Genomic DNA, 15,332 nt, shown 5'->3' on the forward strand with positions numbered 1-15,332 from the left:
TAGCAGAAGACGATGGGCAACGTCGGTCGGTGATGTGATTACCCTGTAGGAGGATGATATCACTACTAGGGTTATGGTTGACACGTTAACTCCAAAATAGTAATTTGTCATTTGTCATGGGTGAGTTCCTCTTGCACCAATTGTGCTAACTTTTGGGCTGCACCCGATGCACCCCGAACTGCCCGCAGGCGCGATCGCATGTCTTCGAGTTTTTCGGGATGCTCTAAATACTCAAGTACCAATTGTGCCACATCCTGGGGTTTCAGTTGACCCACGACTTCTGGCACGATTTCTGCTTTTGCCCAAATATTGGGCCACGCAAATAGGCGTCCTTGTTGTAGAATCAGCCAATTAATCAACTTAGCAAAGCTGGTTCCTACCCCAGGTAACCGGGCGAATAATCCGGGTAATCCATCCCAAGCCCGCATTGCATCCAGTTGCTGGGTGGGTAATAACACGATCATCGGTACCCCAAGGGAACCTAATTCTGCCGTATTCGCTCCCACTGTGGTTAAGCACAAACAGCATTGGGATAATATATCATGGGCGGGAAATTCGGTTGTCAGTTCTACCGTTAAACCACTCGCCATTATGAGTGTTGAGTGTAGGGGCGGGTTTAGGGAATTTTGTTTCGCGATTGATGATAATTTGGGTTCAAAACCCGCCCTGAATAATGTAGAGACTTCTCTATCTCCCTCATCTTCCCTATCTAGTATCACCAATCTCGCCGCCCCCCATCCTAATTTCTGAATCAGGGGATTTTCTTGGGGATCAGCAAAACGGGCTAGGGTGGGTACATCCAAGGTTGGTGCAACAGGAATCACAAAACGGGTTTGGGGTCTAGCTTTGTGAATGTGTTCAGCAATAGCTAACCCTAGCGGTACTCCCTGAATCAGTTTGGCAGGTTTTGACCCTGGAAGTAACCCAATCCATTCAATTGGGGATTGGTGATTGGGCGAAGCATTCGCGCTCTTGTGTTGGCATAAAACCGAGACATCTGGGCGCGAATGCTTCGCCCCTACAGCCCCTACATCCCCTACGAATGCCACATCTGCCATTAAATCTCCGACTACTGTTAACTTGTGGCGATACTTTTTTGGGGCTTTGGCAATGATATCGGGTTTCATCACGCCAAACCGATCAATCCAGCGATGCCAACGGGCATCCCATTCGGCATAAACAACGGTACGATATCCTAAGCGAGAGCCAATCACGACGGGGAAAAATTGGTCGCCGCCTAAGAATACCACCACGCCGCGATCGCGCCAGTCCCAGTTTTCGGCAGTTTTCCCCCAGAGTAAGAAGCCAAAGAAATGCTGTGCCCCTTGCACCCGGTCTACTTCGGGATAGGATTGAACAATCTGGGCTTCTTTGCCTGTGGCGTTGGGACAAGGAGACAGGATAACCGAGATTCGGATCAATGCGCGATCGCATCCTAGCTGCTGGCGCAATGCTTTGACCACAGGACGTACCCATGTGGTGACTTCACCCGGACCATTGGAGAGAATTAAAATATCATTGGTCATTGGTCATTGGTCATTTATCATTTGTCATTTTTCATTTGTCAAATGGAATGAGCTAACTTTAACAAAAATCAGCCAAATCAGTGAGTGCTATTCGTTTTGATCAAGTTCGTCTCCAATTTCCAGGGACACCCCAACCCGCCGTAAATGGAGTAACCTGCGACATTGAAGCGGGTCAACTGGTGGTAATTTTAGGTCTATCGGGGTGTGGTAAAACTACCGTTCTCAAGATGGTCAATCGACTGTATGAACCTACATCCGGCGCGATTTATCTGGATGGGGTCAACATCCGCCAAATGAAAGTCACGAAGCTGCGTCAGCAAATTGGCTACGTGATTCAGCAGTCGGGCTTATTTCCCCACATGACGGTGGCGGAGAATATTGCAGTTGTTCCCAAGCTTTTAGGATGGTCACGCCCAAAATACCAGTCTCGTGTTGATGAGTTATTGCAGCTAGTCGAACTACCCCCTCAAGTTTACCGGAATCGGTATCCGGCACAGCTATCTGGAGGACAGCAGCAGCGTGTTGGTGTGGCGCGGGCGTTGGCTGGTGATCCGAAGTTCATGTTAATGGATGAACCCTTTGGTGCTATTGATGCGATTACTCGCCAATCTCTGCAAGACGAAATCTTACGAATTCAGCGGAAGGTACACAAAACAATTCTGTTTGTCTCCCATGATGTTGAGGAAGCGCTGCGTCTGGGGGATAAGATTATGATTTTGCAAAAGGGTAATATTTTACAATTTGATACGCCGTTAAATATTCTGACAAGTCCTGCTAATGATTTCGTCCGGGAGTTAATGGGGGCTGATGATATATTGCGTCAGTTAAGTTTACGGCGGGTGGATGGGGCAATGCAGCTAGTTTCTTCAGATTATCAGCATCAGGGGGAGCGTGCGATCGCGCCTCACGAGAATTTGCGTCAGGCTTTATCTCTCCTCTTACAGACAGGTAGTCAAAAATTGCCTGTCATGGATGAAGGAAAGGTAATTGGTGTGTTAACTTTAGAGACAATTCAAAAAGCAGCTAAAATGGGTCAGAGTTAGTCATTATTTCTCTGCCATTAACCACCTTACCCATCAGAGTGAGAGGATTATAAGGAGTTTATTAGTAAGCGTTGGTTGAAATAGCCTCTGGGTAAAAAGCACTGCTTCAAGAAAAATGGATCTTGTTCATCTCCAAATAATCCATTCCCAGGTTGGCTCAGATTACTAAAGGGTGGTACTAATCCCCACTTTTCTGCTAGTTCGAGCCAATAACCCATTTCGATGCCATCAATATTTGGAAAGACAAAAGTATCCCCTGTGCTATTGTTGATAGACACTAAACTTGATAATGACTTTATATCTATCAATAGCCAAGCCAACTCTTTTTGAGTAAAATAATAACCCTGCTCGACTGCAATTTGGATAAATTCATCTGGATTCTGGCTAGATAGTAGCTGTTGCTTCAGAGAAGGTGTTTTTTGCGCCAGGGCTAAACAATCCCAGATTTGTTTCTGAATAATCACAAACCAGGCAAGTTCTTCTTGAGTCAACTGATAACCGTTATTTCTAGCAATTTGGATAAACTGCTCAAGGTTATGAGCTTGTAACAATTGATGACTCAACGGGTTATGTCGCTCTATAACACACAAAAAATCACGGATTTTTTCCCAGGTTATCCGATTAAATTCCTGAGACTGTTGAATTTGCTCCTGCCAATAGGGATAATTTTCTTCTGTACAGAAAAAATCCCAAATATTATAATGCATAGGTAATCTCTACTCAGTCTGACTATTGGTAGAGCAGCCTGTTCAAGATGAGTTTAGCCGAATAAGCTTATTTCATCTGTAGATACTGGCTATTAGAGTAGCATGGATTTGAGCTAAAATCCCATTGTTAACAAACTATTATAGCGGTTCCTATGCAGGTGAGGTACACCGGAATGAATGTAGGGGCGCAAGGCTTGCGCCCTTATCGATGTACCGCATATTCTACTGTCTTCCCGCCATTGCTGTTGGTGTTGTTTCCAAGCTAACGGTATCTCATCCCAAATCTTTCCATCTAGTTCTCTTCCTCCAGCTTTTGGAGTTCTACCTCCCCATTGTTTAAAGAAAAATGCGACACCAAACCTCTGACATTGGTCACGAATACTTTGCGCCCACTCTAACTTCATCGGACGATATCTATTTCCCGATTCGCCACCAACAATAACCCAATGAATATCCGTTAAATCAAGATGTAAATCACCCAGAAGCGGTTCACAAGAGAGAAAGCGCACGTTTGCTGGAACTTCTCGCAGGAAATCAATCCGATGAACATAGTCCTGATTTTCAATCGATACCCCCATCCAAATATTTTTATGCCATTCTAACTGAGGAGCCAACTCAACTAAACGTTCATGTCGTTTGGTCAAAATCTGATAGATATGCTGCGGCGTTTGACCCATCACATCAAACACTTCTTTAAGAAACTCGATAGGCACGTCTTCGTGAAAAAGATCACTCATCGAGTTGACAAAAATGCGACTTGGCTTGCGCCAACGCAAGGGTTCTTTTATGCGTTCCCGATGCAGGGTTAAATCAAATCCATTAGGAAAATTATGATGAAACCGTTTAGTTAGTGCTTCAGCATAACAATGGGTACAACCTGGACTAACTTTGTTGCAGCCAGTTGTGGGGTTCCATGTTCGGTCTGTCCACTCTATACCTGTATGAGTGCTAGCCATATTCTCAGTCTACCCCTAACATTAATAGTCTTTATTTCCGCTTATTTTTTATAGTACCTATGTATTGTAAAAATGTCCAGATTGATTTTTTATTAAAAATATCCTTGACATCAGATGAAGCGACTATATTTTATTTGATTAGGTCGGTGGAGATAAATTCAGTCTTTAAGTTAAGATAAAAGCAGAGTTGAGAGGGATACGGGTATGGTACAATCTGACTCCAAGCTCCGCTTACCAACGAGCGATGAATTGCCTGACTCTAATGGGTTGCCTGTGGATGATGAACTTCATACTCTCGTGACCAATTTATTAGGGTTGATTCTCGGTTTCTTATGGGGTCAGCGCTTTGATTGGTTCTTTGGGGTCAATATTGGAATTTACCATACGACTGGAATCAATCCCAGAGTTCCGATTGTGCCGGATGGTTTTTTGAGTTTGGGCGTTGAACGGATTCGAGCAAATCAGCTACGTAAAAGTTATGTGGTGTGGGAAGAAAATGATATCATTCCGATTTTTATTTTAGAAATCGTCTCTGAAACACCAAGGGGAGAGTATGATGATAAATTATCAATTTATTCCAAGTTGGGAGTTTTATATTACGTCATCTATAATCCCGATTTTTGGCGCAGAGATCAACAGGAACTATTTGAAGTTTATCGCTTAGTTAATAGCAGGTATCAACGTCAAATTGGTGAGCTATTCTGGATGCCAGAAATTGGGTTGGGAATTGGTCGGGAAATCGGCAGTCATCGAGGATTGCAGCGCGAGTGGTTGTATTGGTTTGACGAGAGAGGAAATCGGATTTTAACGCCAGAGGAATTGTTAGCGCGTTATCAAGAACAGTTTGGTGAGTTGCCAGAAAATGATTAAAGTTGTCCTGATGTTGATATTCTAAAGACGCTGTGTTGCTATTTCAAGACTTTCACCCTCTAGTTGCGATCGCAACAACTCCTACCGCCGCTCAAACCCTAGAGCCTCTGTGCCATACAGCCGGGGCAATGTTGTGGCTTCCTGAGTCTGTTCATACTCCTGAACGTAAGGATGTTCCCACCGAATCGTTCTACCAGGGTTCTCTGAAATCCCACATCGCCTCCCTCTGGCAAAACCACCGCGCTTTTATTTTCTGTTTGGCAACGGGGGCGGTGGTGCGCCTTATCGCCCCGCTTTTAAAGGATAAATCCTCTGATCCAGCGGTTATCGTTGTTGATGAAACTGGGCAATTTGTGATTAGTCTATGTAGTGGACATCAAGGTAAAGCCGATCAACTGGCGAGGATGATTGCCTTGCAACTGGGGGCGACTCCTGTTTTAACCGGGGGTTCGACAGGGTTAAATTTACCTGCTATCGATATGGTAGGTATTCCCTTCGGTTGGCAACGGGGTGAGGGAGATTGGACAGGTGTCAGTGCAGCCGTAGCCAGAGGTGAACGGGTTGAGGTGATCCAAGAGGTGGGTTCTACTTTGTGGCAACAGCACCTCCCCCCAGGACATCCGTTTGTATTCGATGGGGGCGAAGAGACGGTTGATTCTAACTCAGCTAATGCCCGGATTTGGATTAGTTTTACTCAGCGTCGCTTTTCTCCAGACTCTGATTTGCCCAAGATTCAATGGCATCCACGGGTATTATGGGTGGGGATTGGGTGTGAACGAGGAACATCGAGAGAATTAATTGAAACGGCGATAATCCAAACCTGTCAACGTTATCATCTAGCTGTAGATGCGATCGCAGGAATTGCCACGATTGATATTAAAGCGGATGAAGTGGGATTGGTGGAATTTTGTCAAGCCCGTGATTTGCCTTTGCGAACGTTTCCGGCTGAGGTGTTGCGTTCGGTAAATGTGCCTACGCCTTCAACGGTGGTGAATCAGGAAGTGGGTACTCCCAGTGTGGCAGAAGCCGCCGCTTTGGTTTGTAGTGAGCGCTTTAGCGCTTCTGGCACTAAAGTGCCGACTACGAACCTACTGGTGCAAAAACAAATTGTGCGGGCGGACAATCAACCGGGGGCGGTGACAGTGGCGATTGCTGTGGCTCAACGAGAATATACGGGTAGAATTGGACAACTGTTTTTGGTGGGTATCGGACCTGGAGAGTTGGATCAAATAACGCCAGCGGCTAAAACGGCACTCTCTCAGGCTGATGCAGTTATCGGTTATTCTCTCTATATTGATTTAATTACTCCCATTTTGCATCCCGGACAAATTATTGAACGCCTGCCAATTACTCAAGAACGTCAACGGGCGCAACGGGCGATTGAGTTAGCCGAGTGGGGACTAACGGTGGCGGTTGTGTCGTCGGGGGATTGCGGTATTTATGGGATGGCGGGATTAGTTTTGGAGGAACTCAAAGCCCAAGGTTGGGATGGGAAAATGCCAGGGGTACAAGTCTTTCCCGGAATTACCGCCCTGCAAGCGGCGGCGTCTCGCGTGGGTGCGCCCCTGATGCATGATTTTTGTGCGATTAGTTTAAGTAACTTGTTGACCCCTTGGGATGTGATTGAAAAGCGGCTGAACGCTGCTGCCCAAGCGGATTTCGTCATTGCCTTATATAATCCGCGATCGCACACCCGGATCGAACAACTGGCAATCGCCCATAGCATCTTACTCCAATACCGTTCCCCCCAAACCCCAGTCGCGATCGTGCGATCGGCTTATCGCGAGGATGAAGAAATCACCCTTTCCACACTTGACAAATTACTCGATATCCCCATTGATATGCTCACGACTGTACTCATTGGTAATCAAAGTACCCGTCTTCATGGGGATTGGATGATTACCCCACGGGGGTATTTTGTGAACGATGAATGAGATGTAGAGACGTTGCATGCAACGTCTCTACAGAATAATTGTCGGGGTTATTCGTTTAAAGATAGAATTAAACTATCTTCCATCACTTCAGAAGCAAGAGGGAGAAACTTATGAGATTTATTAATCCAAAGGTCGATTATGCCTTTAAAAAAATATTTGGTTCCGAACAAAGCAAAGAGATCTTAATCAGCTTTCTCAATGCCATCATTTATGATGGGGAAACAGTTATTCAATCCTTAACCATTGTTAACCCTTATAATCCCGGTCAGGTACTCAGTTTAAAAGATACGTATTTAGATGTCAAAGCTATTTTAGCGGATGGTTCTATTGTCGTCATCGAAATGCAAGTCGCATCAATGACGGCGTTTAACAAACGAGTGGCTTACAACCTCGCCAAAGCCTACGCGAATCAGTTGACTACCGGAGAGGATTACCCGCTGCTTAATCCAGCCATAGCGGTAACGATTACCGATTTTATCCTGTTTAAACAAACAGCGGACGTAATCAACCAATTTGTGTTTCAAGAAAAAACCAAAAAATTTGAAATTCTCGATCAAGAATTGCAGTTAATCTTTGTGGAATTACCCAAATTCCAGAAAACCCTCTCTAAGTTAAACAGTTTAAGCGATAAATGGATTTATTTTCTGAAAGAAGCAGCCACTTTAGAGGATATCCCTGAAACGTTAGGGCAAGTATCGGAAATAGAATTGGCTTTAAATCTGGCTAACCAAGCAACCATGACTCCAGAAGAGTTAGATATCGTTGATCGACGGGGTATGCTCTTACAAGATGAAAAGGGACGAATTACTTATGCCAAAGAAGAAGGACGACTTCAACAAACGATCGCGCTAGTGATACGTCAACTCAACAAGCGTTTTGGAGAAATCCCAGGGGCAATAACTAGCCAAGTTGAAGACTTACCTTTAGCAGAGTTAGAACGTTTAGGAGAAGATTTTTTAGACTTCACCAGTCTAGACGATTTGGTCAATTGGCTGGAGAGACGTACTTAAGCGGAAAAGCAGGGTAAGCCGGGGAGACGAATGACCAATCACCAATGACTATCACTCTTAATCAATCACCCGATCCAGCGTTTGCCACATAATCTCCCGTTGTTCAGCATCATATTGCCAACGTTCCAGAAATGCCTTATAATTACCCTCTCCGGTTATGGCACTTTCCCGTAACGCCACCGCTTTTTCCTGAACTTGAGGCAAATTAACTCTTTCAATTAAATGAATCGCTCGTATTCGCACTCGATCTGATCCTTGCGCCATATCTTCATTCTGATTACGACGGTGGGTAATCGCCATCGCTGCTGACATGGCTAAATTTTTCACCAACAGTTCAGCAACGGTATCCGGTGAGGATTGCAGGGCTTGAATCACTTCTGGTGAGGGATGATCGGCTAAACTATCCTCAGCCGTGAGGTAGGTGACAAAGAACCCTCTAGCACCGTTTTTGGTTTGCACCAATTGGGCGATTGCATCAGCGGCTGCTACGGGGGAGAGTTCACCGGATGACAGTTGTGTCATCAGGGATTGAGTAAGTGCGATCGCGTCTTCAAAAGTAACGTCTTCTGGAATATCCACCTGATTCCATCTCGTAATAAAATGCTAATCAAGTTATCTTGATCCAAAATTAATCCTAATGCAAGCACTTTGGCTGGAAAACAATCAACTGCAACTCCGCCAAGATATCCCCATTCCTCAACCACCATCGGGGGAAGCCTTGGTGCGCGTTATCCGGGCGGGTATCTGCAACACGGATTTGGAATTAATTCGAGGCTATTATCCCTACAAGGGTATTTTAGGTCATGAATTTGTGGGTGTTGTTGAACAAGGACCGACACAGTTGCAGGGACAACGAGTGGTGGGCGAGATTAACGCCGTCTGTGGGCAATGTCAATATTGTCAGAAGGGACAGTCAACCCATTGCGAAAACCGCACAGTATTAGGTATTGTCAACCGCCATGGTGCTTTTGCCGACTATCTCTGTTTGCCGATAGAGAATTTGCATCGAGTTCCCGATAATTTAGCCACAGATTTGGCTACCTTTACCGAACCCGTCGCCGCCGCTTTGGAAATTCAGCAGCAAGTCACGGTGAGTTCGAGGGAACGGGTATTAGTGGTTGGAGATGGTAAACTAGGGCAATTAGTCGCCCAAACCCTTGCCCTAACCGGATGTGACCTTTTCGTGATTGGACGTTATCCAGATAAGTTGGCAAATTTATCGGCACGAGGGATTAAAGTTGGATTTGCCGATGCGATCGCTAAACGATCCTTTGATATATCTGTAGAGTGTACAGGCAATCCGGCTGGATTTGAACTCGCCCGCCGCGCTTTGCATCCACGAGGTATTTTAGTCCTTAAAAGTACATACGCGGGTCAGTTAACCTTTGATGCCTCTTCTCTAGTTGTAGACGAAATTACCCTGATTGGGTCGCGTTGTGGTCCTTTTGCCCCCGCCCTTGAGCTACTGGCGTCAGGACAAGTGGATGTGAAACCCCTAATTCAGGGTTATTATCCCTTACGAGACGGACTCAAAGCGGTTGAACAGGCAAAAACCAAAGGCATGTTAAAGGTTTTATTGGATATGAGTGAAGGGGGTTAAGGTTTGTCATTTGTCATAATTTGTGTAGGGGCGTTAGCGAAGCGGTAGCGACGTAAGGAGCGTCAGCATTCGTGCAGCCAACCTTATCCGAAGCCAAAAACCTTCATTCACGAATGCGAGAGCCCAGTTATTTGGATTCGCGATCGCGGGTCATGGTTTATATACATGGGGGAAAACGAATGAGTGTTACGCTACCCAATATCAAGTATATTTTGTTGGATATTGAAGGCACAACCTCCGATATTCAATTTGTCCATAAGGTGATGTTTCCTTACTCTAGAGAACGGTTGGAACAGTTTGTTTTAACCCATAAAAATTTAGAGGAGGTGGTTGAGGCGATTAACCTGACACAGCAAACGGTTAAAGCCGAAACCGGACAAGACATTGATTTAGAGGGCGCGATCGCGACATTACTGGAATGGATTGATGGCGATCGCAAACACCCCGCCCTGAAATCGATTCAAGGACTCATTTGGCAAGAAGGGTTCGAGACGGGGGCATTTAATGCACATCTTTATCCGGATGTCAAGCCTAAGTTAGAAGAATGGACGCGATCGGGGTTAAAGTTAGGCATATATTCATCGGGTTCAATTGCCACTCAAAAAATGTTCTTCAGCCACACGGTAGAGGGAGATCTAACCCCACTGCTTTCTAATTATTTCGATTTAACAACAGGGAGTAAAAAAGAAGCGATTAGTTACGAACAGATTAGCGATGTTTTAGGATTAGCCCCCAATAAAATCGTCTTCTTTTCCGACGTTCCAGCCGAATTAGTAGCGGCGCGAGAGAAAGGTTTACGAGTGGTTCATGTCAAGCGAGAGGGAACAGAATCTTGGTCTGACGTGCCAGAAGTAGAATCTTTTCAAGAGATATCAATATCACAAACTTAGCCGAAATTGTCGGGACGCAAGCCTTGCCACCCGTGTCAACTTAAGCCATAACCTCAACCGAGGTATTTCCTTATCGAACTTGGTAACGAAAGTATTTCTACTTCCCCTGCTCCCCCTACTTCCCCTGCTTCCCCTGCTCCCCCTGCTTTTAGCGCTTAAGTTTACACCAATGAAGCCTTGCGCCCGATTCATCCGATACGGCACTTTTGTCCTATCTCACAAAATCAGTTCACGCCTCAAAACACAGGTAAATCTAAAACATATCTTCTTACTTTACTCCTGCTGTATCATCCACACCAAAAAGGCTAAAATTTGCTCAACGGGTGGGAGGGGATAAATGACCAAATCAATCGTAACTGTGGTATCTTCCAGTTGAAGAAATTGCCACTGGTTGCCATTACTAACTGTACCATAAATACTCTGAAGCGGTTTTTCTTTAGCGATGTTAAATTTCTGGACAGCAACCATTTCAGCCACACATTGACCAATTCCTGATTTAAGGTTAGCTTGTTTAGCCTCCACAATCACAACCGCCGGGGCTTCAATGTCTAAAAGTTCGGGGGAACGACTGAGGAGGAAGTCACAACGTCCATTGAGTCCTAGTGATTCATCGACGTTAAACTCTTCGCCAGAAAATAAACTAATTTGACGGTTTAAAATGCGCCGCACTTCCACTAGAACCGGGCTAATAATTAATTCAGATCTGGCTTTTTCACTCCCTGTAGCCACGGCTAGAGGGAGATTTTCTTCCAGAACGGCGGCTAAGGTAGAACTGGGTTGAATCGGTTCAATTTCCGGCAGAAATCTGATATTCTCTACTGTCGTGAGGTTGAAGGCTTCTTTGGCTTTAGCCAGAGTAGTGAATTGGCTGTATGGCATGGTTGTCCTATCTGATCAAATCAGTTCGCACCTCAGAAAATCGCTTAAACCAACGTTGTCTAAGTTGAGAATTACTGGAGTTGAAGTAATCATTGCCATGCCATAAACTCATAGAATACCGACCCGTTGAAACTGGCATATCCTCTCATATTAACAGATAGAACTTAGACTCGCGATCGCACGTTTCCCCCTTATCCCCTAAATTCTTCCCACCACCCGACTGAGATAAGCAAAACTTTTAGTATTTACGCTTACGTTTTAATCATTTAAAGTTAATCAAAATTAACACAGGCAGAAAACGTCACGGGTCAATCCTGATTTGATCGGGGTTTGAGGTTGTAGTAGAATGTTAACTTAATCCTGTATTGTGCCATTTTTATCAATGGATAATTAGTAATTGATAATTGACAATTGATTAATTGGGTCTAAGACCTCTTCGTAAACGAAGAAATTAAAAAAGATTTTCCTTAATTTCAATCCTATTCTTTTAAGGAGAGGTCATTATCAATTGTTCATTATCCATTGTCAATTTGTGAACTCGATCAACGGTTAACCAACTGTTTCCGAAACACCAGCCATTTTTCCATAGCATCAGAATTAGAGTCTACACCTTTGTGCAATAAAATCACTCCATCCTCAAAGCCAATAATGCCATACTCCTGCTTTGCCGTTACCGTATCAATTAGCGATACCAGCATTTCTAAGAATCCTCGTTCCTGATCAAAAGCTACCTGATATTGCTGCAACCGCCAAAGATCAGCAATCATATAGTCTACATTAATTACCTCCTGCTGATCATTTCGTAACCTTAAATCAGGTAAGCGGATAATTTCACGGCGACTAGAGAGATGAGGAATAATATAAGTCGTCGCCGAAACACTCGCATCCGGTGGAATTTGGGCAACTAAAGGACGCATTTCTTGCACATGGTGCCACTGTTGGGGTAATGATATATGTACCCACGGATCAAAGGAATCGGGTAAGATAAAATAAAAGGCACGATTTAAGGCTGAAGCACTGGATGTATAGGAAAAAAGTAGAGTCAAACTAATACAAAAAATCCAAAAATATCGAAATAGCGATCGCTTATATAAATCTTGATGCTGTGACCACCAAAGAATCGCCCCATAAAATATCCCTGGCACTACTGTCATTGCATAGCGAATATTAATCGCGAGTACCGATTCTCCCTTGCCTAAAAATAACTTAAGTAAGGGAAATCCAGCTATCATCCAAGAGGCGGGTGAAATAGCTGGTACAAATGCCAAGGGTAACCATTGTCCCAATAAATAATTCAACGTGCGACCAAAGGGTGTAACCAATTCCACCAACACCCGCCCCGGATTACTAACCATTCCCCAGATAATCTCTAAGGTCGAAGCCTCATCCCCTGAAGCATATTGACCGAATCGTTCCATCATAAACCGTTGAGAAATATCCTCAGAAAATAACGGCATAACTAGATTCGTCAACAGAATCATATAGCAAAAACTTAGGCTACAAACCCCTAACCCAATCCGGGGATAGCGCCGACTCAGGATTAGGTAAACTCCCACACCAAATAATCCGATTCCCGCATCTTCGCGCACGGCTAAAAGTAAAACGGCTAATAGCAAAAACAGCCACCAGCAGCGTTTTTCCATAGCTAGCAGCAGTCCGAAAACAAACAAGGGAATCTGGGAAATATCGTGAAAGTTCGATAAAGTTGGAGCAATAACCGCATTAGCACAGTAAAAGCTAACTATAATCATCCCAGCTAAGGTTGGTTCCAGATACTCTCGTGCGAGAACATACAAAACTAAACCCGCCGCCGTGACGAAGGTTACCTGCAATACGGTTAACGTGGCGGGTGTGGGAAATAAAGCATACAGCGGTAACCACAGTAACAACGCTGGGGTAAAATGTTGTCCCAAACGATGATAATTCACCCTGGGAACTTCTCCCTGATGAACCACATTAGTCGAAAGTTGGGAGGATAGAGAACTCTCAAAAAAACGTCCGTGCAGGTTATTCCAGAAAACCTGATTAAAAATACCTTGGTCGTAGGACGAGTAAAAAGTATAGTGTCGATGTAAGCCTAAAATTAAGGTAATACAAAAAAAGGCGAGTGCCGCCTTAATCGCTAAACTTGATAGAGATACATGATAAAATTTTAATCGCACCATATTATGTCCGGTTGTATAGTTCATCTATTTTGTAGGTTGGGTTGAGGGACGAAACCCAACGCCATCGTTATAGCAGTCGCCCACTCATTAGACCAAGAGACAAATTGTATCGTAAATTATATAGATTCTGTTCTCCGTTCCCTATTTTGCTACCATAGCGGGAGTCCCCTTGCTAATTGTAAGATGATCAAGACAATTCCCTTAAGCTTGTGCTTGTTGAGTGGCATCCTATTCACAGGCAATCCGGTTAATGCTGATATACCCCTAACTCAAGCCTCCACTGCATCCCCAACAGTTCCCCAAAGGATTTCCCAAGCCTCCACCTCTGCCAATGTCAAACTGTTACTAGAAGATTTACCTGAGGGATTTCAGGAACTCCCCCCCGAATTAGCCGCCTCACTTGCCTCTCAATTTAGACTCCTAACCCAGCAATTCCAGCAAGCCAACCTGAACCCAGAAAATTTATTCGCCTTTGTCAATCCCGAAAGCTTCCAAATTGTTCTGGGGTTTACCAGTCCCCTGTCTAGCGAACAGGATTGGGTAAACTTTGATACCACTGTACAACAGTTACAGCAACCCGAAATTCAACAGTTGCTAGTTAGCCAATTGAAGCAACGATTGCAAGGGATGGGAGAAATCAACGTTTTGGAATACAAACCCCTCCCAGAATTGAATAATTTGGCAGATACTTCAACAGGCTTTACCTTAGGTATCGATATGGAAGGAACACCTCTACAATTAGACATGGCAACCTTTCGCCGAGGTGGAATGGTTGCATTCACTGGGGTAATGTATCTGAATGGACAAATGCCATTAATTCAAGTTGGCGATGTTGCTCAAACGCTTGATAGTCGTATTGTAAAAGTTTCGGCTCAATCCTACCCGGCTAGTTTAGCCAAACATCGGTTTTAAATCCACAATCTACAACGTAGATATACACCCACCTGGCGTATATGTAGGGGCGGGTTTCACGACTATCTTTTTGGTTGCACAAAGATGTGACTAAACCCGCCCCGATAAAGTAGAGACGTTGCATGCAACGTCTCTACCAAATGATGCGTCCTAACCGCTATGGCGATTGCTATATCATCGATCAATTCTCTCCCTAATCCACTTCCGAAAAGCTCTTAAAGCCGCACTTGAACCTTGCATCAAACTCATTTGGACAAATTGTGAAACCCCCTCAATCATCGGGAAATTCTCAAAAGTAGGACTCAAAGAAGACTCAACATAATCACCCGCTTGCAGGACATTAATTTTTAAAGTTCCCTGAGAAAACTGCCATAACTCCGGCACTCCCAAAGCAGCATAAGCACTCAGTTGTGTTTTGGAGGTAACATCAACCTCAATGGCGAGATCAGGGGGGGGATCTACCGTTAAATCTAATCGTCTTTTGCCAATCATTAAACGATGATTTTGAATATAAAAACAATTATCTGGCTCGATTCCTGCTGCCATATCCTGGCGCTTGAACGTCGTTGAACCGTAACATTCGCGGTCAATCTCCAATTCTTCTAGCAAAATCTTTACCATGTCACCAATAATTTCTTTATCAAATTCATGTTCTGGTAATGGCATCCTAATTTCTAATTGACTGTGATAGTAAGCTACTCTAGTCGCTCGTTTTTCACCGAGTTCTTGCAAAATATCCTCGAATTTTGACCAGTTTACATCAGTCAAAATAATCCGCTGTCCTAGAGGAACACTTAACTGTTTGAGTTGTAATGTTACCATTTATAGTTGCCTTCGGGT

Annotated in this window: 15 protein-coding genes; 7 read left to right on the forward strand and 8 right to left on the reverse strand. The window is 44.3% G+C overall.

Annotated elements, in window-relative coordinates; all coding sequences use genetic code 11:
- Nucleotides 1-107: 107 nt before the first annotated feature.
- Complete coding sequence (locus RLO19_RS02485; protein WP_446353540.1) at nucleotides 108-1,526, reverse strand: lipid-A-disaccharide synthase; 1,419 nt, start codon at nucleotides 1,524-1,526, stop codon at nucleotides 108-110.
- Nucleotides 1,527-1,606: 80 nt separating this feature from the next.
- Here RLO19_RS02485 and RLO19_RS02490 point away from each other — a divergent pair, with 80 nt between their 5' ends.
- Nucleotides 1,607-2,569, forward strand: a complete 963-nt coding sequence (locus tag RLO19_RS02490) for an ABC transporter ATP-binding protein (RefSeq protein WP_446353542.1) — start codon at nucleotides 1,607-1,609, stop codon at nucleotides 2,567-2,569.
- A gap of 47 nt (nucleotides 2,570-2,616) precedes the next feature.
- On the opposite strand, the gene RLO19_RS02495 is transcribed toward RLO19_RS02490, so the two are convergent.
- A complete protein-coding gene (locus tag RLO19_RS02495) occupies nucleotides 2,617-3,276 on the reverse strand; it encodes a Nif11-like leader peptide family natural product precursor (RefSeq protein WP_446353544.1) in 660 nt (219 codons plus the stop codon).
- Nucleotides 3,277-3,389: 113 nt separating this feature from the next.
- Entirely contained in the window at nucleotides 3,390-4,232 is an 843-nt protein-coding gene (locus RLO19_RS02500) for a DUF5131 family protein (protein ID WP_446353546.1), read from the reverse strand.
- 204 nt (nucleotides 4,233-4,436) lie between these two features.
- Here RLO19_RS02500 and RLO19_RS02505 point away from each other — a divergent pair, with 204 nt between their 5' ends.
- From RLO19_RS02505 to RLO19_RS02515, 3 genes are all read left to right on the forward strand, one after another.
- Entirely contained in the window at nucleotides 4,437-5,102 is a 666-nt protein-coding gene (locus tag RLO19_RS02505) for a Uma2 family endonuclease (protein WP_446353548.1), read from the forward strand.
- 32 nt (nucleotides 5,103-5,134) lie between these two features.
- Complete coding sequence (cobJ, locus tag RLO19_RS02510; protein WP_446353550.1) at nucleotides 5,135-7,036, forward strand: precorrin-3B C(17)-methyltransferase; 1,902 nt, start codon at nucleotides 5,135-5,137, stop codon at nucleotides 7,034-7,036.
- Between the two features lie 110 nt (nucleotides 7,037-7,146).
- Nucleotides 7,147-8,046: an Rpn family recombination-promoting nuclease/putative transposase gene (locus RLO19_RS02515; RefSeq protein WP_446353552.1), complete on the forward strand. Its 900-nt coding sequence runs from the start codon at nucleotides 7,147-7,149 to the stop codon at nucleotides 8,044-8,046.
- A 57-nt stretch (nucleotides 8,047-8,103) separates the two neighbouring features.
- On the opposite strand, the gene RLO19_RS02520 is transcribed toward RLO19_RS02515, so the two are convergent.
- Nucleotides 8,104-8,625 (reverse strand): hypothetical protein, encoded by a 522-nt coding sequence (locus RLO19_RS02520; RefSeq protein ID WP_446353554.1) that lies wholly within the window; start codon nucleotides 8,623-8,625, stop codon nucleotides 8,104-8,106.
- A 58-nt stretch (nucleotides 8,626-8,683) separates the two neighbouring features.
- Between RLO19_RS02520 and RLO19_RS02525 the strand changes: the two genes are divergently transcribed.
- Both RLO19_RS02525 and mtnC read left to right on the forward strand, forming a co-directional pair.
- Nucleotides 8,684-9,646: an MDR/zinc-dependent alcohol dehydrogenase-like family protein gene (locus tag RLO19_RS02525; RefSeq protein ID WP_446353555.1), complete on the forward strand. Its 963-nt coding sequence runs from the start codon at nucleotides 8,684-8,686 to the stop codon at nucleotides 9,644-9,646.
- Nucleotides 9,647-9,759: 113 nt separating this feature from the next.
- Nucleotides 9,760-10,536 carry an acireductone synthase gene (gene mtnC / locus RLO19_RS02530; protein ID WP_446353557.1) on the forward strand — a complete coding sequence of 259 codons (777 nt, stop codon included), beginning with the start codon at nucleotides 9,760-9,762 and terminating at the stop codon, nucleotides 10,534-10,536.
- A gap of 273 nt (nucleotides 10,537-10,809) precedes the next feature.
- On the opposite strand, the gene RLO19_RS02535 is transcribed toward mtnC, so the two are convergent.
- Both RLO19_RS02535 and RLO19_RS02540 read right to left on the reverse strand, forming a co-directional pair.
- Nucleotides 10,810-11,415, reverse strand: a complete 606-nt coding sequence (locus tag RLO19_RS02535; RefSeq protein WP_446353559.1) for a hypothetical protein — start codon at nucleotides 11,413-11,415, stop codon at nucleotides 10,810-10,812.
- Nucleotides 11,416-11,957: 542 nt separating this feature from the next.
- On the reverse strand, nucleotides 11,958-13,604 hold the full coding sequence (locus RLO19_RS02540; protein ID WP_446353560.1) for a DUF2079 domain-containing protein: 1,647 nt from the start codon (nucleotides 13,602-13,604) through the stop codon (nucleotides 11,958-11,960).
- A gap of 159 nt (nucleotides 13,605-13,763) precedes the next feature.
- On the opposite strand from RLO19_RS02540, the gene RLO19_RS02545 reads away from it, so the two are divergent.
- Nucleotides 13,764-14,492, forward strand: coding sequence for a hypothetical protein (locus tag RLO19_RS02545; protein WP_446353562.1), 729 nt, complete (start codon nucleotides 13,764-13,766; stop codon nucleotides 14,490-14,492).
- Here the strand turns inward: RLO19_RS02545 and RLO19_RS02550 are convergent.
- Together RLO19_RS02550 and RLO19_RS02555 are read right to left on the reverse strand one after the other, a co-directional pair.
- Nucleotides 14,467-14,616, reverse strand: coding sequence for a hypothetical protein (locus tag RLO19_RS02550; RefSeq protein ID WP_446353564.1), 150 nt, complete (start codon nucleotides 14,614-14,616; stop codon nucleotides 14,467-14,469). The genes RLO19_RS02545 and RLO19_RS02550 overlap by 26 nt on opposite strands.
- 50 nt (nucleotides 14,617-14,666) lie before the next feature.
- Nucleotides 14,667-15,314, reverse strand: a complete 648-nt coding sequence (locus RLO19_RS02555) for a Uma2 family endonuclease (RefSeq protein WP_446353566.1) — start codon at nucleotides 15,312-15,314, stop codon at nucleotides 14,667-14,669.
- Between the last annotated feature and the right edge of the window lie 18 nt (nucleotides 15,315-15,332).

Source organism: Coleofasciculus sp. G2-EDA-02 (assembly GCF_040226375.1).
In the GTDB taxonomy this organism is placed as follows: domain Bacteria; phylum Cyanobacteriota; class Cyanobacteriia; order Cyanobacteriales; family Coleofasciculaceae; genus Coleofasciculus.

Bases quoted from the DNA above. Each gene is read 5' to 3' on its own strand.
- RLO19_RS02485 (WP_446353540.1), bottom strand. From the start codon at position 1,526: ATGACCAATGATATTTTAATTCTCTCCAATGGTCCGGGTGAAGTCACC.
- RLO19_RS02555 (WP_446353566.1), bottom strand. From the start codon at position 15,314: ATGGTAACATTACAACTCAAACAGTTAAGTGTTCCTCTAGGACAGCGG.
- RLO19_RS02525 (WP_446353555.1), top strand. From the start codon at position 8,684: ATGCAAGCACTTTGGCTGGAAAACAATCAACTGCAACTCCGCCAAGAT.
- RLO19_RS02500 (WP_446353546.1), bottom strand. From the start codon at position 4,232: ATGGCTAGCACTCATACAGGTATAGAGTGGACAGACCGAACATGGAAC.
- RLO19_RS02515 (WP_446353552.1), top strand. From the start codon at position 7,147: ATGAGATTTATTAATCCAAAGGTCGATTATGCCTTTAAAAAAATATTT.
- RLO19_RS02495 (WP_446353544.1), bottom strand. From the start codon at position 3,276: ATGCATTATAATATTTGGGATTTTTTCTGTACAGAAGAAAATTATCCC.
- RLO19_RS02540 (WP_446353560.1), bottom strand. From the start codon at position 13,604: ATGAACTATACAACCGGACATAATATGGTGCGATTAAAATTTTATCAT.
- RLO19_RS02550 (WP_446353564.1), bottom strand. From the start codon at position 14,616: ATGCAACGTCTCTACTTTATCGGGGCGGGTTTAGTCACATCTTTGTGC.
- mtnC (WP_446353557.1), top strand. From the start codon at position 9,760: ATGCGAGAGCCCAGTTATTTGGATTCGCGATCGCGGGTCATGGTTTAT.
- RLO19_RS02545 (WP_446353562.1), top strand. From the start codon at position 13,764: ATGATCAAGACAATTCCCTTAAGCTTGTGCTTGTTGAGTGGCATCCTA.
- RLO19_RS02535 (WP_446353559.1), bottom strand. From the start codon at position 11,415: ATGCCATACAGCCAATTCACTACTCTGGCTAAAGCCAAAGAAGCCTTC.
- RLO19_RS02505 (WP_446353548.1), top strand. From the start codon at position 4,437: ATGGTACAATCTGACTCCAAGCTCCGCTTACCAACGAGCGATGAATTG.